This window comes from Devosia sp., from assembly GCF_025809055.1.
Taxonomy (GTDB): Bacteria; Pseudomonadota; Alphaproteobacteria; order Rhizobiales; family Devosiaceae; genus Devosia.
Window position 1 is genome coordinate 145,581 of the sequence record NZ_CP075529.1, and the last position, 22,037, is coordinate 167,617.

General features: G+C 64.3%; 23 protein-coding genes. 12 read left to right on the top strand and 11 right to left on the bottom strand.

Features of this window, described 5'->3' with window-relative positions; all coding sequences use genetic code 11:
* Nucleotides 1–51 precede the first annotated feature (51 nt).
* From KIT02_RS00685 to KIT02_RS00710, 6 genes are all read right to left on the bottom strand, one after another.
* A complete protein-coding gene (locus KIT02_RS00685; RefSeq protein ID WP_297580930.1) occupies nucleotides 52–906 on the bottom strand; it encodes an intradiol ring-cleavage dioxygenase in 855 nt (284 codons plus the stop codon).
* Nucleotides 903–1,976, bottom strand: coding sequence for a maleylacetate reductase (locus tag KIT02_RS00690; protein ID WP_297580932.1), 1,074 nt, complete (start codon nucleotides 1,974–1,976; stop codon nucleotides 903–905). The genes KIT02_RS00685 and KIT02_RS00690 overlap by 4 nt, the downstream gene beginning before the upstream one ends.
* Before the next feature lie 8 nt (nucleotides 1,977–1,984).
* A complete protein-coding gene (locus tag KIT02_RS00695) occupies nucleotides 1,985–2,602 on the bottom strand; it encodes a nuclear transport factor 2 family protein (protein WP_297585414.1) in 618 nt (205 codons plus the stop codon).
* A gap of 2 nt (nucleotides 2,603–2,604) precedes the next feature.
* The gene (locus KIT02_RS00700) at nucleotides 2,605–3,195 is read right to left on the bottom strand and encodes an NADPH-dependent FMN reductase (protein WP_297580934.1); all 591 of its coding nucleotides are present in this window, start codon (nucleotides 3,193–3,195) and stop codon (nucleotides 2,605–2,607) included.
* A gap of 70 nt (nucleotides 3,196–3,265) precedes the next feature.
* On the bottom strand, nucleotides 3,266–4,231 hold the full coding sequence (locus KIT02_RS00705) for a tripartite tricarboxylate transporter substrate-binding protein (RefSeq protein WP_297580936.1): 966 nt from the start codon (nucleotides 4,229–4,231) through the stop codon (nucleotides 3,266–3,268).
* Between the two features lie 241 nt (nucleotides 4,232–4,472).
* Nucleotides 4,473–5,252, bottom strand: a complete 780-nt coding sequence (locus KIT02_RS00710; protein ID WP_297580939.1) for an IclR family transcriptional regulator — start codon at nucleotides 5,250–5,252, stop codon at nucleotides 4,473–4,475.
* A gap of 84 nt (nucleotides 5,253–5,336) precedes the next feature.
* Between KIT02_RS00710 and KIT02_RS00715 the strand changes: the two genes are divergently transcribed.
* Nucleotides 5,337–5,795, top strand: a complete 459-nt coding sequence (locus KIT02_RS00715) for a tripartite tricarboxylate transporter TctB family protein (protein WP_297580941.1) — start codon at nucleotides 5,337–5,339, stop codon at nucleotides 5,793–5,795.
* Entirely contained in the window at nucleotides 5,795–7,297 is a 1,503-nt protein-coding gene (locus KIT02_RS00720; protein ID WP_297580943.1) for a tripartite tricarboxylate transporter permease, read from the top strand. Before KIT02_RS00715 ends, KIT02_RS00720 begins: the two co-directional genes overlap by 1 nt.
* Before the next feature lie 53 nt (nucleotides 7,298–7,350).
* Here KIT02_RS00720 and KIT02_RS00725 read toward each other — a convergent pair whose 3' ends face one another.
* On the bottom strand, nucleotides 7,351–7,995 hold the full coding sequence (locus KIT02_RS00725; protein WP_297580948.1) for a DUF1028 domain-containing protein: 645 nt from the start codon (nucleotides 7,993–7,995) through the stop codon (nucleotides 7,351–7,353).
* A 132-nt stretch (nucleotides 7,996–8,127) separates the two neighbouring features.
* On the opposite strand from KIT02_RS00725, the gene KIT02_RS00730 reads away from it, so the two are divergent.
* From KIT02_RS00730 to KIT02_RS00755, 6 genes are all read left to right on the top strand, one after another.
* Nucleotides 8,128–9,693: an ABC transporter substrate-binding protein gene (locus KIT02_RS00730; RefSeq protein ID WP_297580951.1), complete on the top strand. Its 1,566-nt coding sequence runs from the start codon at nucleotides 8,128–8,130 to the stop codon at nucleotides 9,691–9,693.
* Between the two features lie 197 nt (nucleotides 9,694–9,890).
* Nucleotides 9,891–10,838: an ABC transporter permease gene (locus KIT02_RS00735; protein ID WP_297580954.1), complete on the top strand. Its 948-nt coding sequence runs from the start codon at nucleotides 9,891–9,893 to the stop codon at nucleotides 10,836–10,838.
* Nucleotides 10,835–12,622, top strand: coding sequence for a dipeptide/oligopeptide/nickel ABC transporter permease/ATP-binding protein (locus KIT02_RS00740; protein ID WP_297580956.1), 1,788 nt, complete (start codon nucleotides 10,835–10,837; stop codon nucleotides 12,620–12,622). Before KIT02_RS00735 ends, KIT02_RS00740 begins: the two co-directional genes overlap by 4 nt.
* On the top strand, nucleotides 12,619–13,425 hold the full coding sequence (locus KIT02_RS00745; protein ID WP_297580959.1) for an ATP-binding cassette domain-containing protein: 807 nt from the start codon (nucleotides 12,619–12,621) through the stop codon (nucleotides 13,423–13,425). The genes KIT02_RS00740 and KIT02_RS00745 overlap by 4 nt, the downstream gene beginning before the upstream one ends.
* Nucleotides 13,426–13,749: 324 nt before the next feature.
* Nucleotides 13,750–14,526, top strand: a complete 777-nt coding sequence (locus tag KIT02_RS00750) for an FCD domain-containing protein (RefSeq protein WP_297580962.1) — start codon at nucleotides 13,750–13,752, stop codon at nucleotides 14,524–14,526.
* Nucleotides 14,523–15,569 carry an osmoprotectant NAGGN system M42 family peptidase gene (locus KIT02_RS00755; RefSeq protein ID WP_297580966.1) on the top strand — a complete coding sequence of 349 codons (1,047 nt, stop codon included), beginning with the start codon at nucleotides 14,523–14,525 and terminating at the stop codon, nucleotides 15,567–15,569. Before KIT02_RS00750 ends, KIT02_RS00755 begins: the two co-directional genes overlap by 4 nt.
* On the opposite strand, the gene arsC is transcribed toward KIT02_RS00755, so the two are convergent.
* The 4 genes from arsC to KIT02_RS00775 form a co-directional block, all read right to left on the bottom strand.
* A complete protein-coding gene (arsC, locus tag KIT02_RS00760) occupies nucleotides 15,562–15,984 on the bottom strand; it encodes an arsenate reductase (glutaredoxin) (RefSeq protein ID WP_297580968.1) in 423 nt (140 codons plus the stop codon). The two genes, KIT02_RS00755 and arsC, sit on opposite strands and share 8 nt — an antisense overlap.
* Nucleotides 15,981–16,676 carry an MIP/aquaporin family protein gene (locus KIT02_RS00765; protein WP_297585417.1) on the bottom strand — a complete coding sequence of 232 codons (696 nt, stop codon included), beginning with the start codon at nucleotides 16,674–16,676 and terminating at the stop codon, nucleotides 15,981–15,983. Before KIT02_RS00765 ends, arsC begins: the two co-directional genes overlap by 4 nt.
* Before the next feature lie 28 nt (nucleotides 16,677–16,704).
* Nucleotides 16,705–17,067 carry a metalloregulator ArsR/SmtB family transcription factor gene (locus tag KIT02_RS00770; protein WP_297580971.1) on the bottom strand — a complete coding sequence of 121 codons (363 nt, stop codon included), beginning with the start codon at nucleotides 17,065–17,067 and terminating at the stop codon, nucleotides 16,705–16,707.
* Between the two features lie 80 nt (nucleotides 17,068–17,147).
* Nucleotides 17,148–17,921 carry a TIM barrel protein gene (locus tag KIT02_RS00775; protein WP_297580974.1) on the bottom strand — a complete coding sequence of 258 codons (774 nt, stop codon included), beginning with the start codon at nucleotides 17,919–17,921 and terminating at the stop codon, nucleotides 17,148–17,150.
* Nucleotides 17,922–18,129: 208 nt separating this feature from the next.
* On the opposite strand from KIT02_RS00775, the gene KIT02_RS00780 reads away from it, so the two are divergent.
* Genes KIT02_RS00780 through KIT02_RS00795 form a run of 4 tightly spaced genes read left to right on the top strand, consistent with a single transcriptional unit; the run spans nucleotide 18,130 to nucleotide 22,021 of the window.
* Complete coding sequence (locus KIT02_RS00780) at nucleotides 18,130–18,936, top strand: ABC transporter ATP-binding protein (RefSeq protein WP_297580983.1); 807 nt, start codon at nucleotides 18,130–18,132, stop codon at nucleotides 18,934–18,936.
* Nucleotides 18,933–19,955, top strand: coding sequence for an iron ABC transporter permease (locus KIT02_RS00785; RefSeq protein ID WP_297580986.1), 1,023 nt, complete (start codon nucleotides 18,933–18,935; stop codon nucleotides 19,953–19,955). Before KIT02_RS00780 ends, KIT02_RS00785 begins: the two co-directional genes overlap by 4 nt.
* On the top strand, nucleotides 19,955–21,022 hold the full coding sequence (locus KIT02_RS00790; RefSeq protein WP_297580989.1) for an iron ABC transporter permease: 1,068 nt from the start codon (nucleotides 19,955–19,957) through the stop codon (nucleotides 21,020–21,022). Before KIT02_RS00785 ends, KIT02_RS00790 begins: the two co-directional genes overlap by 1 nt.
* Nucleotides 21,023–21,034: 12 nt before the next feature.
* The gene (locus KIT02_RS00795) at nucleotides 21,035–22,021 is read left to right on the top strand and encodes an ABC transporter substrate-binding protein (protein ID WP_297580991.1); all 987 of its coding nucleotides are present in this window, start codon (nucleotides 21,035–21,037) and stop codon (nucleotides 22,019–22,021) included.
* The last annotated feature ends 16 nt before the right edge of the window (nucleotides 22,022–22,037 follow it).

A 22,037-nucleotide genomic window follows, 5' to 3' on the forward strand; every position in this document is an offset into this window, starting at 1 on the left:
GCTGCAACGTTACCCCAGAAGTGCGGCGCTGTCTCTCACGCCCGAGCCTGCTCAGTCCTTGCCGCTGTCCTCTGCCACAAGGACGAAGTCGAAAGGCGAGTGCCAGGCCGCACGGCCCGTGCTGTCTGGCTCGAATGGCGCAACCAGCGATTGCTTCACCCCAAACACGGTGTCCGATTCCAGATATGGATCGCCGCCGACAAAGGTGTGGGTGACCAGCTTCTGGTATCCCGGCGCCGTCACCAGATAGTGCATATGGGCGGGTCGATAGGGGTGCCGGCCCAGTGCCGCCAGCATCCGGCCGACCGGCCCGTCATCCGGAATGGGGTAGGATACCGGCTTGATGCCGATGAATTCATAGGCGCCATCCGCGCCGGTAATGAAGATGCCGCGATTGTTCCACTTGGGCTGAATACCCGGCTGCTGCACGTCGTAGAACCCGTCGGCATTGTCGCACCAGACGTCGATGCTGGCACCGGCGATGGGGGCGCCATCCATGTCGAGGACCCGGCCTTGGTAGCGGCAAGGTTCACCCTTGCCGTCGAGGCTGATCGTGTCGCCCATGGCTCGCACCGGGGCATCAGCCACATGGAACGGGCCAAAGACGGTGTTCTCTGTCGCGCCATCCGGCCGGCGGTTGTTGATCGCATCGACCAGCATGGAAAGGCCCAGAGTGTCCGAAAGCAGGATGAATTCCTGCCGCTCGGCGCTGCAGATTTGCCCGGTCTGGGTGAGGAAGGCGATACCGGCTTCCCATTCCGCCGGGGTCAGTTCGACCTCCTTGGCAAAGGCGTGCAGGTGCCGCACCAGGGCCGACATGACCAGCGCCAGCCGCGCGTCGGCCTGCTCCCCGATGCGCGCATTGACCGCGGCGGCTGAATTGTCCTCGGTGAAAAAGCCGGTCATGCCATCCCTCCTGCTTCCGGCGCCCGCCCGGCCAGCGCGTTGTCCAGCATGATGCGCAACCGGCCGGCATCCAGCGGTGCCGGATTGGCATAGGGCGACGCCTGCAATTGCTCGATGACCGTCGCGATACCGTCCGGCGTCATCCCCAGCGCCGCCAGGCTCACCGGCCCCCCATGACGGGTGACCAGTCCATGAATGGCCAGTTCCGGCCGCTCCGCGCCCAGGGCGCGTGCCATATCCGCATAGGCCTCCGGGGCCGCATCGCGATTATAGGCCAGTACATGCGGCAGCATCACGCAGTGGGTCGGCGCATGTGGCAGGTCGAACGTGCCACCGAGCACATGGCAGATCTTGTGGTGCAGGCCCATCGTGGTCGCGCCCAGGCATGTGCCGCACAGCCAGGCGGCGTAAAGTGCGGCGCTGCGCGCTTCGGCATCGGCAAGGTTGGTGCGCAGGGCCGGCAGCGCCCGCATCATGGCAGTCATGGCGTCCATCGCCATCAGCCGGATGATCGGCGTGCAATCGGGCGCGTAAAGGGCTTCGGCAGCATGCGCCAGCGCATTGATGCCGCTGGTCAGGCTCAGGCCCGCCGGCAGGGAATAGGTCAGTTCAGGGTCATAGATCACCAGCCCCGGCAGAATGGCGTCGGCCCGCCGCGTGGTTTTGCGCGCATGTTCGGTTTCGCCCAGGATCGGCGTTACTTCCGAGCCGGCATAGGTTGTGGGAATGACGATATTGGGCAGCCCGGAGCGAACCGAAATCGCCTTGCCGAGCCCGGTGGTCGATCCCCCACCGACCGATACCAGGCAGTCCGCCTGCAGATCCCCGGCAACGCGCATCGCCCTTTCGGTCACATCGACCGGCGTGTGCATGCGTGCGCCATCGAAATAACCGGCGCCTCTTGCCCCGATACTCGCCCCGATCTGGCGGCCCAGTCCTGCCTGCTCGGGCGTGGTCAGCACCAGCGCCCGCTGCAGGTTCCGCTCATCCAGCAGGCCCGCCAGTTCATGCCGCGCGCCGGCGCCGAACCGGATGGTGGCTGGCAGGGTCCTGTGGGTGAATGCGCGCATGGCCGGGTTTACGCTCCGGCCTGCATCGGGCTCGCCGACCCGGCCAGCCAGGCGCGCCCGCGGCCATAGAGGGCGTCGACTTCGGCGCCCACCAGCCCGGGCATGTCGCGTTTGACCACATAGCCGATCCGCGTCTGGATATAGGCCAGGTGGCGATAGCCCGCCGGGAACTGGGCCAAAAGGTCCGCATCCAGACTGAGTTGCGCCGCCGGATCGACCGGATCGAGCCGGTCCTTCTCGTAGATGGGCTGGCGCAGCACCACGCCCCACTTGCCGTCGCGCTTTTCGAGGAAGTCGTAGAACCGCCCGGTGCAGACGACGTCGCAGACGACACCCTCCACCGGCCCGCGCTGGGAAATGGTCATCTTGGTCTGGGCGATGGCCCGCGAGCCATCGAGGTCGATGGATGTGCCGCCCAGAAAATGCAGGATGCTGACGCCCTTCTCGAAGCCCTCGCGGCTCACCCGGATGAATTCGTCGGCCGTGCCCTGGAACCAGGTGGCCTGCATCACGCCGTCGTCGTGCCAGACGCTGCGGAACCGGCTCCAGTCGCCGGCATCGCGCCACACTGCCCAGTTCTCGACCAGGTCGCGAATGGCAAGCCGGTCCAAAAGCTCTGCTGACATGGTCATGCCTGTTCTCCCTTGTTGACCGGTCCGCCGACCTTGCGGACGAACCGGGCAAATCCTTCGAGCTGGGTGGAAATCATCGCGCGGGTGGGCTCGTCACTCAGCACGCCCCGCCCAGCATCCACCTTGTCCTTGGCGAAAGACACGAAAACCTCCGGCTTGGTGAACACCAGGGCGTCCAGGAACACCATGATCTGGCGCATGTGATACTGAGAACGCGCGCCGCCCAGCATGCCGGTCGCTGCCGATTGCAGCGCCACGGGCTTGTACTGGAAGGGCTGGTCGGGCAGCCGGGATACCCAGTCGAGTGCATTCTTGAGCACCCCGGGTACCGAAAAATTGTACTCGGGCGACACGAAGATCACCCCGTCTGCCGCGCGGACGGCGTCGCCGAGCGCAGTGACGGCCTCCGGGAAGCCGGTCCCGTTCTGGATATCGGCATTGTAGAGCGGCATGTCGCCGATCGGGGGCGCCATGGTGATGGTCACCCCGGCCGGTGCCAGTTCGGGCAGGGTATTGGCCACCATGCGGTTGAACGAGCCCTGGCGCAGGCTGCCGCAGATTGTGAGCAGGGAGAGCGAAGTGGTCATGTCTATCCGGGTCGGTCGGTGAGAAAGGCGGGCCGCACCGGTGTGGCGCGGCCCGGGTCTGGGTTAGGGATCAGAGCTGGTCGATGCCGGCGTTGACGCGCACCTGCTGCCAGCGCTCCACTTCCGAGCCGATCTTGGCAGTGAAATCGGCCGGGTCCGAGGACTGCACGATATAGCCGCTCTCGCCGAGTTGCTGGATCAGCGCCTCGTCCTTGAGGGCTTCGGCCACCGCGGCATTGATTTCGCCAACCAGGGCGGCGTCCGTACCGGCCGGAACGGCAATGCCATACCAGGTCGAAACGTCGAAATCGGCAAATCCACCTTCGGCCACCGTGGCGACTTCGGGGATTTTCGGATGCCGTTCGGCGCTGGTCGCCACGATGGCCTTGATGTCGCCGCTGGTGATCTGGCCCAGCATGGGCGCGAGCACTTCGACCAGCATGTCCACCTCGCCGGACAGCACCGCTGCCAGCGCTTCGGGCGTGTTCTGGTAGGGGATGTGCATCATGTCGATGCCGGCGGTTTCCGCCAGCAGTTCACCGGCAAAGTGCTGTGAGGAGCCCACGCCGACACTGGCGAAGTTGAGCTCGCCCGGGCGTTCCTTGGACAGCGCGATGAGTTCTTCCAGCGTACTGGCTTCGAAATCGGGGCGCGCAATCACCACCAGCGGCATGGAGGCCACTTCCGAAATGCCCTGGAAATCGCTCACCGGGTCATAGGGCAGGCTGGCATACATGGCGCCTGCCACCGTGTGGCCATTGGCCATCATGTAGAGCGTATAGCCATCGGCATTGGCCTGGGCAGCCGCCGCCGCGCCGATCGTGCCACCGGCACCGGCGCGGTTCTCCACCACCACCGGCTGGCCAACCACGCGCGAAAGCGGATCGGCGACGATGCGGGCCAGCGTGTCGGTGCCACCACCGGCACCATAGGCCACGATCATGTTGACGGGGCGCTCCGGCCAGGCCTGCGCAAGCGCCGGCGCGGTGAACGCGATTGCAGTCGCCAGTCCGGCGATCAGGGCATGTGTCTTCATTGTCCTCCTCCTTGGTGGAAGGGTGTTCACATATGTAAACTGTTCCAATCCATGAACAAATGGGCACGCGAATGCCTCGGCTGTCAAGAGGGTGGTGAAACGGGGCGGCGCGACGCGCGGCGTCCGGATCATCTCGCGCGGCATTGTGCGGACAGCGCCTGCAGGCCCACGGCCGTCATCCGCCTGCAGGCCTGGCCCGGCCGGCTTGCAAGCGAGCGGCTGAGCTCGAGCGCGAATGGATTTAGGCCGCAGGACCCGCTTCGTTGACCTGGCTCTCCACCAGGCTCACGGCCTTGCGCAGGTGCTGGCGGATCAGGCTGGCCTTTTGCGGGTTGTAGCGCGGGCTGGGCATGGCCACGTTGATGGCGCCGATGGCCCGTCCGGCCACCCGCACCGCGGCGCCCAGGCCGACAATGCCGGGCGTGTATTCTTCATCGACAAAGCCAAAACCTTCGGCCCGGCTGCGCTCGATCTCGCGCATCAGCCGCTCATGCGACTGGATGGTGTTGGGCGTGAAACTCTCGAAGCGAATGCGGGCCAGATAGGCGTCGAGCCAGTCCCGGTCCTTCTGCGCCAGGAGGACCTTGCCCGCGGAAACGGCATAGAGCGGCGCCAGGTCACCCACCTGCATTGTATAGGTCAGCGCGTTGCGCCCGGCGCGGGTGGCGACCACTTCCACCTCGTCGCCTTTTTCCACATTGAAACTACAACTTTCGTTGATCGCATCGCGCAGCCCGTCCAGCGCGCGCTCCACGGCCGACAATAGGGTGACCTCGGGACCACCCGCCGCAACCAGGCGGGAAACGGCGGGGCCGATCCTGTGCCGGCCTTCGGCGTCCACGCTCACATAGCCCCGTTCGTCGAGCGTTCCGAGCAGGTGAAACAGGCTGCTCTTGGGAATGCTGAGGGCATTGGAGATTTCCGATGCCGTCATGCCGTTCGCGGATCGCGCCAGCGTTTCCAGCAGGTCCAGCGTCCGGTCGGCGGACTTGACTTTTCGGATCGAGGTCTGTTTCATCATGTAAACCTGTTCACACTCGTGAACTACGATTAGCACAGCGATCCGGAAAATCAAATGGGTCGGCAAGGGCGGGAGACCCAATTCGTGTCCGAAACAACCCGGCCGCCCATTGGTAGCTATGTAGCGGGCGGCGCCACCATTCTGGTGGGAGTCGTCGCCCTGTTCGAATCCTTTCGCTACCCCCTGGGCAGTGTGGGCCAGCTCGGGCCAGCCATTTTCCCAATCGGTCTGTCCGTGCTGATGATGGCCGCCGGCGCTGCCATCCTCGTCGAAGATTTGCGCCAACGGTCCGTTCCCGAAGAGCCCGCGCCCCTCCGCAAAATCCTGGCGGTGGTTGGCGGTCCGGTGGCGCTGGCCCTGTTGATCACCTCCTTCGGCATGATCCCGGCAATCTTTGCCAGCGTGCTGATTTCCGCGCTGGCAGACCGGTCGGTCCGGCTGTGGATGGCGCTGGCCGTGTCTGCTGTGCTGGCGCTCGGCTGCACCCTGGTCTTCATCACCCTGCTCAAGCTCCCCATCGCACCGATCAACTGGCCCTTCTGATGGAACTGATCTCCAATCTCGCCCTCGGTTTTTCCGTCGCCCTGTCGGTGTCGTCGCTGCTCTATTGCGGGCTCGGTGTCACCCTGGGCATGTTCATCGGTGTGCTCCCCGGCATTGGCCCTCTGGCCACCGTCGGCATGTTGCTGCCGCTGACCTTTTATGCCGGCCCCACCGATGCCATCATCATGCTTGCCGGCATCTACTATGGCTCCATGTATGGCGGGTCGACCGCTTCCATCCTGCTCAATCTTCCCGGCACGGCCGGCGCGGCCGTCACCTGTCTTGATGGCTATCCCATGGCCCAGCAGGGCAGGGCGGGCGTCGCCCTGTTTGCCACCACCATCGCCTCCTTCGTCGGCGGCATGGTCGGCATTCTTATCCTCGCCGCCTTTGCTCCGGCGCTGGCGCGTATCGCACTGACCTTTGGCTCGCCCGAATATTTCGCGCTGATGACGGTTGGCCTGCTGGCCGCCGCGCTTGTGGGCGATGGCTCCCCTGCGCGGTCCATGGCCATGGTGGTCCTTGGTCTCTTGCTGGGCATTGTCGGAACGGACGTCAATAGCGGCGTGCGCCGCTTTACCGGCGGCTTCTCCGAGCTCGGCGACGGCCTGAGCCTCGTTGTTCTCACCACCGGCCTTTTCGGTATCTCCGAGGTCATCGCCAATGCCGGCCGCATCAAGAGCGGCTCGGTGCGGGCGCTCAACGTCACCTGGCGGTCGCTCCTGCCGACGCGCGAGGATTGGAAGCGGTCCGTTGCTCCGGCCGCGCGCGGCACCGGCCTTGGCGCTCTGCTTGGGATCCTTCCGGGCACCGGCGCGGCGCTTTCTACTTTTGTCTCCTATGCCATCGAAAAGCGGGTCTCCCCTCATCGGGATGAACTGGGCAAGGGCGCCATCGAGGGCGTTGTCGCGCCCGAAGCGGCCAACAACGCCGCCGCGCAGACCGCCTTCATTCCCACCCTCAGCCTGGGTATCCCCGGCGATGCCATCGTGGCCATCATGCTCGGCGCGCTGATCATCCACGGCATTGTTCCCGGACCGCGCCTGGTGGTGGATCAGCCTGAACTGTTCTGGGGCCTGACGGTCAGCTTCCTCATCGGCAATGTCATGCTGCTCATCCTCAATCTGCCGCTGATCGGCATCTGGGTGCGCATCCTGTCCATCCCCTATGGCGTGCTCTATCCGGCCATCCTCGTCTTCATCTGCGTGGGTGTGTTTTCCATCCGCAATTCGGTATTCGATGTCATGCTGGCCATTGCCTGCGGGCTTGCCGGTTATGGCCTGCGTCTCATGCGCTTTTCGCCCGCGCCCATGCTGCTGGGTCTGGTCCTCGGCCCGCTGATCGAGACCAATCTGCGCCGCAGCCTGCTTTTGTCGCGGGGCGATCCGATGATCTTCTTCGAGCGGCCGATCAGCGCCACGGTCCTGGCCCTTGGCGCGGCTCTGGTGATCTATTTCATCTGGTCCGCCGTCAAGGCGCGCCGCTCGGCCGCGAACGCCTGAAACAGCGCGGGCAATGCCGCGGCTTCGGAATGGTCCGGAGCCCGATTTGTCGGCTAACCTGCGGCGCCGCGCCGGTGTACCTGCGCGAAAAAATCCGCATAGCCGCCGCTCAGCGTCCGCTCCAGTAGCGATAAAAGCGCCGGGAGCGGATCTTCGGACCAGTCCACCCGTACATCCACGATCGGGTAGGTTTCCGCGCCAAAAACCTTGAGTGCCGCCGAATTGATGCCGCGCTTGTCCCCGCCCGCAGCGGCGCCGGCCTCGAGCGCGCCCATCAGCCTTTCGGCCAACGGTGCCTCGGCCTTTCCGGCTTCCACCATGGCTGTCAGCACGTCTGGTCCGCTCAGAATATTCCCCGCCACGGCAAGGCCGTCATCCACCATATGTCCGGCATGGTCCTGGCAGAGTTCGCCCGTCCAGGCCGCGATATGCCCCTGCGCATCGATACCGATCGCCTGCCGGCGCTCCCTGTCCGGGTCCGCGTCCAGCGCTGCGGACAGCGCCTGTTCGGCGCCAAGCTCGGCGGCGCGCGCCAGGAAGTCGAAGGCGAGATAGGGGTTGGTCAGGGCCTGAGTGGCAATTGCCGCAACGCCGGCCTGGGCATGTGGTACCAGCGATCCCACCGCCGGCCCGGCGGTCGCGGTCGCGACCCCCAACTGGCCTGTCAGCTTGTCGCGCGCCACTATCGAAAACGTCATGCCCGTCACTACTCCCTATAAATTTATCATCATAAATTGACGTTGCGCGATATTTATGATGATAAATTGTCCATTCCTTGTCTCACGGTAAGGGCCGTGAGGCAATGGTCGAGGGAACGCAAGGAGGTTTCGATGAAATCCAAATGGTATGGCCTGGCACCTTTGCTCGCCGCCACCGCGCTGGCGCTCGTGTCGCCGGTCGCCGCTCAAACGCCGCCCAATGTGCTGATCGTCGGTCAGATTGCCGAGCCGGCATCGCTGGACCCGCATGTGTCCACGGCGGCCAATGATTTCCGCATTGCCGTGAACATCTATGACGGCCTGGTGCGCAACACGTCCGGCACGCTCGAAATCGAGCCGGCGCTCGCCACCGATTGGACCATTTCCGATGACGGGCTGGAATACACCTTCAATCTGCGCGAAGGCGTGAGCTTCCACGATGGCACCCCGTTCAATGCCGATGCGGTCAAGTTCAACTTCGACCGTATGCTGGATGAAAGCCATCCCTTCGCCGATACCGGCCCGTTCCCGCTGTCCTTCTTCTTCTCGTCCGTCGAGAGCGTCGAAGTGGTGGATGACCTGACCGTGAAATTCACGCTCAACGAGCCCTTCGCGCCCTTCATGTCCAACCTGGCCTCGCCCACCGGCCTCATTGTCTCCCCGGCCGCGGTGGAACAGTTCGGCGCCGATTACGGGCGCAATCCGGTCGGCACCGGCCCGTTCAAGTTCGAGGAATGGCAGTCCAATACCCGTGTCGTCGCCTCGCGCAATGACGCCTATTGGGATGGCGCCCCGGCGCTGGAAGCCGCCATTTTCCGTCCCATCACCGACGCCAATACCCGCGTCGCCGAAATGCTCTCCGGCGGTATCGACGTTCTGCTCGAAACCCCACCCGACAACGTCGCCCAGTTCCGCGACGACGCCAACTACCAGGTGGTGGAAGCCGTTGGCCCGCATGTCTGGTACGTCATGCTCAACGCCAAGGAAGGCCCCTTCGCCGATGTTCGCGTCCGCCAGGCGGTGAACTACGCGGTCAACAAGGAGAGTCTGGTCAACGACGTGCTTCAGGGCACCGCCGAAGTCTCAGCTGGCCCCATCCCGCCGGCCTTCAACTGGGCCTATAACGAAGACGTCGACCCCTATCCCTACGATCCGGACAAGGCCAGGGAACTGCTGGCCGAGGCTGGGGCCGAAGGCGCATCGGTCACCTTCCTTGTCACCGAAGGCGGCTCGGGTATGCTCGATCCGGTCCCCATGGGCACCGCGATCCAGGCCGATCTGGCCGCCGTGGGCCTCGATGTCGAGATCCAGACCTATGAGTGGAACACCTTCCTTTCCGAGGTGAACCCGGGTCTCGAAGGCAAGGCGGACATGGCCGAAATGGCCTGGATGACCTCCGACCCCGATACGCTGCCCTTCCTGACCCTGCGCACCGCGGCCTTCCCGGCCGAGGGCGGCTTCAACTCGTCCTACTATTCGAATCCGGAAGTGGACGCGCTGCTCGACCAGGCCCGCCTCTCGACCGATCCGGAAGAGCGCGCCGAGCTCTACAAGCAGGTCCAGGCCATCACCCACGAAGACGCCCCCTGGCTCTTCGTCGCCAACTGGAAGCAGAACGCCGTCGTCACCAGCGCCGTCGGCGATTTCGAACTCCAGCCGGACTTCTCGCTGGTGCTGCGGGATGTGACCAAGCAGTAGGCTTGGCTGCGGGTGGGGGAAACCCCTCACCCGTCTCGGCCTGCGGCCGATCCACCCTCTCCCTCAAGGGGAGAGGGGAGCAATGCGAACGGGGCGGCACCGCGCCTCCCTTCTCCCCTTGAGGGAGAAGGTGCCCGAAGGGCGGATGAGGGGTTCTGGCCCATCTGCTTGCACGAAGTCAGAAGGAGGACCCGACCATGCCCGCCTACATCGCCAAGCGCCTCCTCGCCGCGATCCCGGTTATTCTCGGTCTCTCCATCATCGTCTTCCTGGTGATGAAGCTGATCCCCGGCGATCCGGCCCAGGCCCTGCTCGGCTCCTATGCCACCCCCGACAATGTCGAGCGCATCAATCGCGCCCTGGGCCTCGATCGCTCCTGGCCCGAGCAATACGTCATCTGGATCGGCAATCTGCTGCAGGGCGATTTCGGGCGTTCCTACATCCTCAACCGGCCGGTGCTCGATGAAGTCATCGAACGCTTTGGCGCCACGCTGGTCCTGGCCGGTGCCTCGCTGGTCATCTGCTCGGTGCTCGGCATCCTCGCCGGCATCGTCTCGGCCGTCCGCCAGTTCGGCTGGACCGACCGCATCGTCACCTTTTTCGTGCTGATCGGCATTTCCATGCCGGCCTTTTTCCTCGGCCTGGTGTTCATCCTGTTCTTCGCGGTGCAACTGAAGGTGCTGCCCGCCTCGGGCATGTATGCCGTCTATGGCGGCGGTGACCTCCCCGATCTCCTGCGCCACCTCATTCTGCCCGCCGGCACCCTGGCCATCGTGGCCACCGGCGTCGTGGCGCGCCTCACCCGCGCGGCCATGCTCGAAGTCCTGCGGCAGGATTTCATCCGCACCGCCCGCGCCAAGGGCCTCTCCGAGAACAAGGTCATCTATCGCCACGCCTTCCGCGCGGCGCTGGTGTCCATCATTCCGGTTCTCGGCATCCAGGCCGGCTTCGTGCTCGGTGGCGCCGTCTATATCGAAACCGTGTTCCAGTGGCCCGGCCTCGGCCAGATGCTGGTCAAGGCCGTCTCCACCCGCGACCTGCTGCTGGTGCAGGGCGGGGTGCTGGTCGCCGCCACGGTCTATGTCCTCGTCAACCTTTTGGCCGATGTCGCCCAGGCCATGCTCGATCCGAGGCTCAAGGCATGACCGATCTTCCCGCCACAGTTCCGCCCGTCGCCCACCAGCGCCGCGGCAATTGGCAATTGCTCATGGCCAATAGGCTCGCTGCCGCGGGGCTGTTCATCTTCGGCTTCATCGTCCTCGTGGCTGTCCTGGCGCCGATCCTGCCGCTGCCCAATCCGGACATTACCGATCAGCCCAATCGCCTCCTGCCGCCGCTCAGCGACGGGCACCTCTTGGGCACCGATCACCTCGGCCGCGATATCCTCTCGCGGTTGATCTGGGGCACCCAGGTCTCATTGCTGGTCGGCATCAGTGCAACGGCGCTGGCCGCCATTTTCGGCTCGCTCATCGGCCTCGTCGCCGGCTATGCGCGCGGCGCCACCGACAGCATTCTGATGCGCCTCGTCGATATGCTCATGGCCTTTCCCTATATTCTTCTGGCCATCGCCATCGTCGCGGCCTTGGGGCCGGGTCTGCTCAATGCGCTCTACGCCATTGCGCTGGTCAACATTCCCTTCTTCGCCCGCAATATTCGTGGCGTCACCGTGTCCATCCGCAATCGCGAATTTGTCGATGCGGCGCGCCTGTCGGGCAAGAGCCACGCCGCCATTCTCTTCACCGAAGTCCTGCCCAATGTGCTGCCGGTGATCGTCATCACCATGTCGACCACAGTCGGCTGGATGATCCTTGAAACCGCCGGCCTCAGCTTCCTCGGCCTCGGCGCCCAGCCGCCGACCTCCGATCTCGGTTCCATGCTCGGCCAGGCCCGCGCTCAACTGTTCACCGCGCCCCATGCCTCCATCATTCCGGGCGTGATGATTTTCGTCCTCGTCATGTCCATCAACCTCTTGGGTGATGGCATCCGCGACGTGCTCGATCCGCGCCTGCGCTCCGGCGCCCTCGACCGGCCCATGCCGGTGACCAAAATCGACCGCAAGACCAGGCCGCAGCCGACCCTGGCCGATGCCCCGGCTTTGGTGGTCGACAAGCTGTCGACCGGGTTCGATACCGGCGCCAGCGTCACCCCGGCTGTCCGCAATATCAGCTTCACCCTCGATAAGGGCGAATGTCTGGGCCTGATTGGGGAAAGCGGTTCAGGCAAGTCGGTGACGGCACTCTCGATCATGGGCTTGGTTGCCTCGCCGCCCGGCGTCGTCACCGGTGGCGGCGTCTATGTCGAGGGCAGGGATACTCTTTCCCTGCGCGAACAGGAATTAATCGCCCTGCGCGGTGGCCGCGTCGCCTATGTCTTTCAGGACCCGCTGACCACGCTCCATCCCCTGTTCCGCGTCGGCGAGCAGATTGCCGAGGCCATCCTCGTGCATGAAAATGTCGGCAAGGCCGAAGCGCATCGCCGTGCCGTGGACCTCATGGAGACCGTCGGCATCCGCGATGCGGCCGCCCGCGCCTCGGCCTATCCGCACGAGCTTTCAGGCGGGCAGCGCCAGCGCATTGGCATTGCCATGGCTCTGGCCAATGATCCCGACATCATCATTGCCGATGAGCCGACCACCGCGCTCGATGTCACCGTTCAGGCCCGCATTCTCGATCTGCTGCAGCAATTGCGCCGCGAGCGTGGTCTCGCCCTCTTGCTCATCACCCACGATTTCGGCGTTGTCGCCCAGGTCTGCGACCGCGTGGCGGTGATGAAAAATGGCGAAATCGTCGAGCAGGGCGACACCCAGGCCATCCTGCGCGATCCCCAGCACGACTACACCAGGCGGCTCATTGCCTGCGTCCCGGAACTGGGCGAGGGCCACGGCTTTCTCGAACGCGTCCGGCCCCTGTTTGCGGAGGCACGTCCATGAGCGACAAGGCAGTGGAAATCCGCGATCTTGTGAAAACCTTCGGTGACGGCCGCAACCTGTTCGGCCGCAAATCCAGCGAGGTTCAGGCGGTCAAAGGCATCACGCTCGATCTTATCCGTGGGGAAACGCTCGGCATTGTCGGGGAAAGCGGGTCGGGAAAATCCACCTTGGCCCGCATGTTGGTTGGGCTCGAACACCCCACTGCCGGCACGATGACCATTGACGGCAAGCCCTGGGAGACCCTGGCCTCCGCCGGCTCCCGCGCCTTTGGCCGCACCATCCAATATGTGTTTCAGGATCCCGTGGCTTCGCTCAACCCGCGAAAAACCATTGGCGACATTCTCGATGTGCCCCTGCGCATCCTGTGCGGGTATGACCGCGATCACCGCGCCCGCCGCAAGGCGGAACTGGTCGATGCCGTGCAGATGCCGCGCGACACGCTGGACCGTTTCCCGCATGAATTTTCCGGCGGCCAGGCCCAGCGCATTGCCATCGCCCGCGCCCTTGCCGCCGAAGCGCGCATTCTGGTTCTCGACGAACCCGTCAGCGCCCTCGACGTCTCGGTGCAGGCTCAGGTTCTGCTGCTGCTTCAGCAGTTGCGCGACGATCTGGGCCTGTCCTACCTGTTCATCAGCCACGACCTGGCCGTGGTCGAATCGATTTCCGATCGCGTCGCCGTCATGTATCTGGGAGAGGTGGTGGAAACCGGCCCAGCGGCCCAGCTTTTCGCCGCGCCGCAACACGACTATACGCGGACGCTCATCTCCAGCGCCCCGCGCCTCACCGCCCCGGACGCCGCATGACCCTGTCCTCACTCTATCAGGTCACTTCCCGACACAACCTTCCCGTGAAAGGAAGAGGGGGCGGCCATTGGTGCGCAAACATTCGGGCAAATGCGATGCGCTCCTCCCCCTGTCAGGGGGAGGTTGGGTGGGGGTCTCCTGACCCGGATAACTCCTCATCCACCGGGTCAATCTCTTTGGCCACCGCGTCGTTTCCTTCCCCCACCGGATCATTCCCTTCCCCCACCGGGTCATTCCCGCGAAAGCGGGAACCCCAGTTTACGCGACGGAGGTCCCCGCTTTCGCGGGGATGACACGGTGCCCATGCCCGGACTCGAGGCTGAAATGTCGACCCCGCCCCGTCGCAAGCGCACCGACGAAATCGTCGACGCCATCAAGCGCATGATCGTCGAACATGGCCTCGGGCCAGGGGATCGCCTGCCGCAGGAGCGTGACCTGATCTCCCAGTTCGCGGCCAGCAAGGGCACCGTGCGCGAAGCCCTCAAGGCGCTTGAGGTTCAGGGCCTGATCTCGGTGCGCACCGGGCCGGGCGGCGGCGCCTTCATCGAGCGGATGTCGGAAGGCCGGGCCATGAGCCTGCTCTCCAACTTCCTCTTCGCCAAGAACCTTTCCATCGCCAATATCTACGAGATGCGAAAGGCGCTCGAGCCGCTTGTCGCCGCCAGCGCCACGCCGCATATCGACGAGGCCGGCCTCAAGCGCCTCGAAGCCATCATCTCGGTCTATGATCACGAGCCGGCCGACGCCACGGAGCGCTGGAACCAGCGCATGGCCGAGCTCGATTTCCATGGCATTGTCGCCGAATATTCCGACAATCCCATTCTGGCCTTTACCTGCCGCTTCCTGCAGCGTCTGCTCAAGGATCTGGCCATCGCCCAGGACATCTATGTCCAGCCCGAGCCGGTGGCGCGCGCCGGCGGCATCCAGCATCAGCGCGATCTCATCGCCGCCATGCGCCGGCGCGATGTGACCGCCGTCACCGCCATCCTCACCGAGCACATGGCAGAAGCCGAGCAGCACATGCTTCAGCTCCAGGCCAGGCTCGAAAACCGCTTCCTCAGCGAAGACGCCGCGCCGCGCCGCAAGCGGAGCGCCCGATGATCGACGGCGACTACCTGCTCGACCGCCTTTTGCAGCTGGTGAACACGCCGAGCCCCGTCGGCATGACCGATGCGGCGGTGGCGCTGATGGCCGGGTGGCTGACCGAACTTGGCCTTACCCCGAAATACACCCGGCGCGGCGTGCTCTATGTCGAAGTGGGGCAGGGGGCGCCCCGCCGCGCCCTGGCCGCCCATCTCGACACCCTTGGCGCCATGGTCACAGAACTCAAGCCCAACGGCCGCCTCGCTCTGCGCAATACTGGCACCTGGGCCGCCCGCTTCGCCGAGGGCGCGCGCGTCACCATCTTTTCCGACACCGCCACCCATCGCGGCACCATTCTCCCCCTCAAGGCCTCAGGCCATCGCTTCAATACCGAAGTCGACACCCAGCCAGCCGATTGGGACAATCTCGAAATCCGCGTCGATGCCATCCTGCCCGATCGCGGTGCGCTCGTCGCCGCCGGATTCAATGTCGGCGATATGGTTGCCGTGGATGCCCAGCCCGAGGTTGTCGACGGCTTCGTCGTCTCACGCCATCTCGACGACAAAGCCGGCTGCGCAGTGCTGCTAAGTGTTATCAAGGCGATTTCCGAGGGCAGGGTCGAGGTGGCCGTTCCCTTCCAGGCCATGTTCACCATTGCCGAGGAGATCGGCATCGGCGGCACCCATGGTTTTGGCCCGGAAGTCGAGGAATTGCTGGCCATCGACAATGCCGTGACCGCTCCCAACCAGGCATCGCGTGACGACGCCGTCACCATCGCCATGCGCGATCGGCAGGGACCGTTCGATTCACGCATGATCCGGCAAATGCTAGCAGTGTGTGAACGTTACGGCATCAAATGCGAACGCGATACCTTCCGCCACTACCGCTCCGATAGCGCCGCCGCCGTCGAGGCTGGCTGGGACCTTCGCGTCGGTCTCGTCTGCTTTTCCCTCGACAGCTCCCACGGCTGGGAACGCACCCACATGGCCTCCCTGGACGCCCTCGCCCGGCTCATTGCAGGTTATGTTTCCAGCCCGATGCAAACGCCGGAAATCACCTGATTCTGCGGCCTTCCGCATCGATGACGACCTCGCCATCTTCCTTGGTGAACGGCCCGATATCGGGGTTTTCAAGGATGTCGAGAACCACTTCCGAAGGCCGGCACAACCGGGTTCCGAGGGGCGTCACCACGAAGGGTCGATTGAGCAGGATCGGGTGCTGCCCGATGGCATCCAGCAATTCCGCATCCGTTCTGGCAGCGTCCGCCAACCCGAGCTGGTCGTATGGCGTATCCTTCTGGCGCAGGACCTCCCGCACGCTAAGTCCTGCATCCGCAATCATTTTTTCGACAACTGCCCGCGTCGGCGGCGCTGTGAGATAGGCGATGATCTCCGGCTCGACACCCGACTGCCGGATCATCGCCAAAGTATTCCGCGACGTGCCGCATTCGGGATTGTGGTAGATGGTGACGCTCACGGAACTTCCTCTTGGGTGGTCGATGTTTCGTTCGATGTCTTCGAGCCAAGCAACCATGCCATCAACGCGGCAGCGGCAAGGGCCCCGGCTATCTGGGCCGGAACAAAGCCAAGCAAATCCTGCGCTCGAATACCCGAAAAGCTGTCGGTCAGGCTGCGGGCGATGGTCACCGCAGGGTTTGCAAAAGAGGTTGAGGCGGTGAACCAGTAGGCCGCCGAAATATAGAGCCCGACCAGCATCGGCACGCCTTTGCGCTCGAATTTTATACCCGCCAAGATCACGGCGATCAGCCCGAACGTTGCAATGCCCTCCGATAGCCACTGCCCGGTACCTGTTCGCGTGGCCATTGAAAGCTGCAGGATCGGCAGGTCGAACATGGCATGAGCGACGCCCACGCCGGCGAGGCCACCTGCGATCTGCGCGGCCATGTAAGCCAGGGCGGCTCGCCAGGATATGTCTGCACGCAAAGCAAAAACCATGGAAACGGCCGGGTTGAAGTGGGCCCCGGAAATGGGCCCGATAGCGCTGATGAGCACCACCAATATTGCGCCCGTCGCAATCGTATTCGCCAGCAGCGCGAGCGCCGTGTCGGGCGTCAATGCGTCTGCCATAATGCCGGACCCGACCACTGCGGCAACCAGGGCGGCTGTGCCGAGAAACTCCGCCGCCAGGGGTCTGGCGAGGGATGACAGTCGAGGCGATATGCCGGAACGGATTGTTTCAGCAGTCACATCCGGCCCCTTGTGAACTGGCAAGGCAGGTTGCCGCAACATTGGCGGCCGGTCCGCAGACTTCGGCGCGGCCCGAGCAGCAGTCTTGCATGAGGAAAGCGATAAGGTTCGCCAACCCGTCAAAGCTGGCCGAATAGATAATCGAACGAGACTCGCGGTGTGACTGGATCAGCCCGGCTCTTTCAAGCTGAGCAAGGTGAAACGAGGCGCCGGACGACGTCGCCCCCACGGCCTCGCTTATCGCACCTGCGGGCAAGCCCTCCGGACCGGATTCGACGAGCATGCGCACGATGCGCAGTCGCGTTTCCTGTGCCATGGCAGAAAATGCGGCGAGAGCCTGCTTTTCATTCATATTTCAATATCTCAAAAAGTGTTGAAATATGAGTATGCGATGCTGCCGTAACTTACAAGAGGCGTGGCGCCCGTCGCTGCTTAACCTGCCGCGCCCAATGCCGCGCGCACGCCGGGCAGGGCGTCGGCGGTGGAGCCTGCCGGCCGGTATTCAAGCCCCACGGCGCCCGAATACCCATTTGCGAACAACCACTTGAGTCTCTGGTCGAGATCGATCCCGCCTTGGCCGGGATCATTGCGGCCGGGGTGATCTGCGACATGGACATGGATCACATGACCGACCCGTCCGGCCAGCACCTCTTCGGTCTTCTCCCCCATCACCGCCGAATGATAGAGATCATAGACGATGCCGATTTCCGGCCGCGCCACCGCCTCGACGATATCGAGCCCTTCCACGGTCGAGCCCAGATAATAGCCCTTGTGGTCGATGAGCGTGTTGAGCGGCTCGAGGCCAAGCCGCACACCGCTGCCCTCAAGCACATCGGCCGCCGCACGCAAGGTTTCGACCAGGCTTTGCCGCTGTTCCTCGCGGCTGCGGCCCGCCAGGTCGTCGCCAGCCTGGGCGATGAGCACCTTCGCGCCCAGCCTCCGGGCGGTTTGTACGGATGTCGCGAGCCCTAGCAGAAAGACCTCCCGGTTCGCGGGGTCCGTCAGGGCAATCTTGGGTTCGGCGACAAAGCCGCTCAGGCTCATCCCTGTTTCAGCCAGGGCACGCTCGATCGCGTCGATGTCCTTGTTGCTCCAAAACCAGAATTCCACCGCATCCAGACCGGCCTTCTTGGCCAACCGGATTCGCTCGACGAAATTGCCGGTGGCGTCCGAAAACAGCCATTCGATACAGGCGGAGAGCTTCATTGTGTGCTCCAGAGTTGACCCCGGCGCACAATAACAGCTGGCCGGCGGAAACCATACCGCCATTGTCGGCGCTTTCCTGCGCCTTGCGGCTGTGTCAAACTTGACAGTGTTCATCCAATTTGGTGTATGCGCCACCAAACATGATTGATGTGGTCATGTTTATGGGTTTGCCCCGAGCAGGATATCGTCAGGAACAGGAGCGACCGGCATGAGCAGATTGGAAGCTCTGGGGATCGAGGCAGGCTACGCCGATACGCGCGTGCTCGATGCAGTCGATCTCGTCATTCCCGACGGACAAGTCACAATCCTGATCGGCCCCAATGGCTGCGGGAAGTCCACCCTGCTCAAGACCATGGCACGTATTCTGGTGCCCACGCACGGCCATGTGCTGCTCGATGGCAAGACTATTCACACGCTCAATACAAGGGCCGTCGCGGCCAGCCTCGGCCTCCTGCCGCAAGGCCCGATCGCGCCCGAGGGTCTGACCGTTCGTGAGCTGGTCGCACAGGGGCGCTTTCCGCATCAATCCCTGCTGCGCCAATGGACGGAGAAGGACGAAGACGCTGTCAACGGAGCCATGGCCACGGCAGGCGTCACGGACTTCGCCGATCGTGCCGTGGATACCCTGTCCGGCGGCCAGCGTCAGCGCTGTTGGGTGGCCATGGTGCTGGCCCAGGAAACCGAGTTGATCCTGCTCGACGAGCCCACGACATTTCTCGATCTCAAGGTTCAGGTCGATCTGATGGACCTGCTGACCGGTCTTGCGCATGAGCGCGGCCGCACGCTGGTCATCGTCCTGCACGAACTCAGCCTTGCCGCAGCCTATGCCGATCACCTGGTGATGATGAAGGACGGCGAGATCGTCGCCTCGGGCCGGCCCGACGATATCTTTACCGCTGACCGGCTAAAGCACGTCTTCGGGCTCGATGCCAACGTCCTGCGCGATCCCGTCAGCGGCCGGCTGGTCTGTGTGCCCTTCGGGGCGCGACGCCGCGTGGTCGAGGCCGCGCAATGACCATCGCTGCCGTCCCGGTCACAGTAAAACACCCGGTGCGTGCCTGGAGCGGCGTGCCGATCCTGCTGGCTGCGCTGGCCGGGGTATTCCTGCTGCACATTGCCGTGGGCGCCAAGCAATTGCCGATCGCCACCGTGGTGGATGCGCTGATCCGGTTCGATCCGACCATTTTCGACCACGTCATCGTGCAGAACCTGCGCTTGCCGCGCGCGGTTCTGGCGGTGATCGTGGGCGCGTGCCTCTCGCTGGCCGGAGCGCTCATGCAGGGCGTGACCCGCAATCCATTGGCAGATCCGGGCCTCCTGGGGCTGACAGCGGGCGCCGCCTTTGCGGTGGTCGTGGCGCATTCGGTGTTCGGGTTCACGGCCATGGCCTTGACCCCGTGGATCGCCATGGCCGGCGCGCTCGGCGCAGCCGTGCTGGTCTATGGCATTTCCTTGATGGTTCCGGGCGGGCCGACCCCGCTCAGCATGACTCTTGCCGGTGCAGCCGTCAGTGCATTTCTCGGCACGATAATTTCGGTCATTCACCTGCTCAATCAGGACACGTTCGAGAATCTCCGGGTCTGGTTGACCGGATCGTTGTCCGGGCGCGACATTACCTTGCTCTGGTATGTCGGCCCGCCGATGCTGGTGGCGATCATCGCCGGCGTACTGCTTGCCCCACGGGTCACGGCGCTGGCCATGGGCGATGAAGTTGCCCAGGGCCTGGGCGTGCGGACCGGCCCGCTGAAGCTGCAATTGCTTGCCGTCGTCGTCGTGCTCACCGCCTGCTCGGTGGCGCTGGTGGGCCCGCTCGGTTTCATCGGTCTCGTCATCCCCCATGTGGTGCGCCTCTATGTAGGGTCGGACTATCGCTGGATCGTGCCCTATTCGGCGCTGGTCGGGGCGGCCTATCTCGTTTCCGTGGATGTGATCGCCCGCGTCGCCATCCCGCCGCGCGAGATCTCCACAGGCATCATCACCGCCCTGGTCGGTGCTCCGCTATTCGTCCATCTGGTCCGCCGGAGGACCCGCTGATGTCGTCCGCCAATCCGCCCAGCCAGTTTGTCCTGCGCAGTCCCGCCGAACGCATTGCCCTGCGCCTGCCTGTGCGCGGCACAGTGTTCGCCGGCCTGCTTGTGGTCTGCCTGACCCTGGTCTCCTGCGTCAGTCTGGCTACCGGAAGTTACGGTGTCGCCTTAAGCGAAGTCTGGGAGACCCTGCGCGGCGTCACCATCAGCCGTGCCATCGACAATGTGGTCTGGGAGTTCCGCTTCCCGCGCACCATTTGCGCCGCCCTGGTCGGCGCCATGATGGCCCTGTCCGGCGCCGTTCTGCAGAACGCCACCCGCAATAGCCTCGCCGATCCCTCGCTTGTGGGGATCAGCCAGGGTGCTGCACTGGCCGTCGTCGGGCTCACGGTGATGTTCCCCGAACTCGATACCGGCCTGCGGCCGTGGATTGCCTTTGCCGGGTCCATCCTCGTCGCCGCGGCGATCCGCGCCCTGTCCCATACGCGCCAGGGCGGCAGCACCATTCGCTTCATCCTGATGGGCATCGGTCTCTCGGCGTTCATTTCGTCGCTGACCTCGATCCTGCTCACTTATGGGCAGATCGACCGCGCCATGGCGGCGCTGGCATGGCTGGCCGGGTCCATCAACGCCGCTAGCTGGAACGATGTCTGGACCCTGGCCGGTTGGACTGCCGTACTGTTCCCGGCCCTGATGCTGATCAGCCGCTCGATGAGCGCCATGCGTTTCGGAGAGGCGGCCGCAACGGGTCTCGGCGCGCCGGTTACCCTGGTGCGCAATATGCAACTGGCCATTGCCGTCGGTTTTGCCGCCATCGCCACTTCTGTGGTTGGCCCGCTCGGCTTTGTCGGCCTCATTGCCCCGCACGCCGCGCGGCGCCTGGCGCCGGCAGGCATGGGCCTTCACCTGGTGCTGACAGCCCTCTTAGGCGCCACGCTCGTGGGCCTCGCCGATCTTGTCGGTCGCGCCGCCTTTGCCCCGACACAAATTCCCGCCGGCATCCTCACATCGTTGATCGGCGTCCCCGTCTTCGTGCTGCTGCTGATGCGCAGCCGGCACCAGTCATCGCATTAATCGGAGCGTCACATGTCCACCCGGCATTTTCATACCCTGCTGGCAGCCAGCACCGCCGCCCTGCTGCTCGCTGCGCCTAGTCTGGCGCAGGAGTTTCCCCTGACCATCGAGCACAAGTTCGGCACTACCGTCATTCCGGCCAAGCCCGAGCGCGTGGCCAGCATCGACTATGCCGGCATCGACAATCTGCTGGCCGTCGGCGTCTCGCCGGTGACCGTGCGGCAGTGGCGTCCCATGGATGGATTTGCCCACACAGCCGGCCCATGGGCCGAGCACCTGCTGACCACCGAGCCGGTATTGCTTGAAGGCGACCTCGACTATGAAGCGATCGCCGCGACCGACCCGGACCTGATCGTGGCGCTCTATTCAGGCATCGACCAGGACGCCTACGACAAGCTCAGCCTGATCGCACCCGTCGTTGCGGTGCCCGCGGACTCCAGTGACTACGGTCTGTCCTGGGAAGATCGGGCGCGCATGGTTGGCCGTGCGGTCGGCGAGGAGGCTCGCGCCGAAAGCCAGATCGCAGCCATTGATGAGCAGTTGACCGCCATTGCCGCAGCGCATCCGCAATGGTCCGGCATGACCGCCGTTCTCGGCGGCATCGACGATGGAGCGCCGTGGGCCTATTCGGCTTACGATGTGCGTGCCAAGTTCCTGTACGAGATGGGATTTTCCCAGACGCCGGCCATGGCGGAGATGGATGATCCAGAAGAATTCTGGCTCGAACTGTCGCCCGAGCAGCTCGAAGTGATCGATGCGGACGTGTTGGTCTACTACGTCACCGACGACCTCGTGGAAAAGACCTTGGCCGAGCCGGGCCGCGAGTTTCTGCGCGCCAGCAAGAACGGCGGCGAGGTTTTCCTCGGCAACCTGCCGGTAGCCGCCATGGCGCGAGTGTCGCTGCTGTCCATTCCGGTTGCGCTCGATGCCATCGTCCCGATGCTCGAAGCCGCGACCGACGGCGATGCCGCGACCGTCGTTCCCGACGCGCGCCAGTAGTCTCTTCAGTTAATCA

Excerpts from the sequence above, each read along its gene's own strand:
- KIT02_RS00705 (WP_297580936.1), bottom strand. The coding sequence starts at position 4,231 with ATGAAGACACATGCCCTGATCGCCGGACTGGCGACTGCAATCGCGTTC.
- KIT02_RS00775 (WP_297580974.1), bottom strand. The coding sequence starts at position 17,921 with ATGAAGCTCTCCGCCTGTATCGAATGGCTGTTTTCGGACGCCACCGGC.
- KIT02_RS00750 (WP_297580962.1), top strand. The coding sequence starts at position 13,750 with ATGTCGACCCCGCCCCGTCGCAAGCGCACCGACGAAATCGTCGACGCC.
- KIT02_RS00685 (WP_297580930.1), bottom strand. The coding sequence starts at position 906 with ATGACCGGCTTTTTCACCGAGGACAATTCAGCCGCCGCGGTCAATGCG.
- KIT02_RS00695 (WP_297585414.1), bottom strand. The coding sequence starts at position 2,602 with ATGTCAGCAGAGCTTTTGGACCGGCTTGCCATTCGCGACCTGGTCGAG.
- KIT02_RS00795 (WP_297580991.1), top strand. The coding sequence starts at position 21,035 with ATGTCCACCCGGCATTTTCATACCCTGCTGGCAGCCAGCACCGCCGCC.
- KIT02_RS00755 (WP_297580966.1), top strand. The coding sequence starts at position 14,523 with ATGATCGACGGCGACTACCTGCTCGACCGCCTTTTGCAGCTGGTGAAC.
- KIT02_RS00720 (WP_297580943.1), top strand. The coding sequence starts at position 5,795 with ATGGAACTGATCTCCAATCTCGCCCTCGGTTTTTCCGTCGCCCTGTCG.
- KIT02_RS00700 (WP_297580934.1), bottom strand. The coding sequence starts at position 3,195 with ATGACCACTTCGCTCTCCCTGCTCACAATCTGCGGCAGCCTGCGCCAG.
- KIT02_RS00735 (WP_297580954.1), top strand. The coding sequence starts at position 9,891 with ATGCCCGCCTACATCGCCAAGCGCCTCCTCGCCGCGATCCCGGTTATT.
- KIT02_RS00790 (WP_297580989.1), top strand. The coding sequence starts at position 19,955 with ATGTCGTCCGCCAATCCGCCCAGCCAGTTTGTCCTGCGCAGTCCCGCC.
- KIT02_RS00690 (WP_297580932.1), bottom strand. The coding sequence starts at position 1,976 with ATGCGCGCATTCACCCACAGGACCCTGCCAGCCACCATCCGGTTCGGC.
- KIT02_RS00770 (WP_297580971.1), bottom strand. The coding sequence starts at position 17,067 with ATGAATGAAAAGCAGGCTCTCGCCGCATTTTCTGCCATGGCACAGGAA.
- KIT02_RS00740 (WP_297580956.1), top strand. The coding sequence starts at position 10,835 with ATGACCGATCTTCCCGCCACAGTTCCGCCCGTCGCCCACCAGCGCCGC.
- KIT02_RS00710 (WP_297580939.1), bottom strand. The coding sequence starts at position 5,252 with ATGATGAAACAGACCTCGATCCGAAAAGTCAAGTCCGCCGACCGGACG.
- KIT02_RS00780 (WP_297580983.1), top strand. The coding sequence starts at position 18,130 with ATGAGCAGATTGGAAGCTCTGGGGATCGAGGCAGGCTACGCCGATACG.
- KIT02_RS00785 (WP_297580986.1), top strand. The coding sequence starts at position 18,933 with ATGACCATCGCTGCCGTCCCGGTCACAGTAAAACACCCGGTGCGTGCC.
- KIT02_RS00725 (WP_297580948.1), bottom strand. The coding sequence starts at position 7,995 with ATGACGTTTTCGATAGTGGCGCGCGACAAGCTGACAGGCCAGTTGGGG.
- KIT02_RS00730 (WP_297580951.1), top strand. The coding sequence starts at position 8,128 with ATGAAATCCAAATGGTATGGCCTGGCACCTTTGCTCGCCGCCACCGCG.
- KIT02_RS00745 (WP_297580959.1), top strand. The coding sequence starts at position 12,619 with ATGAGCGACAAGGCAGTGGAAATCCGCGATCTTGTGAAAACCTTCGGT.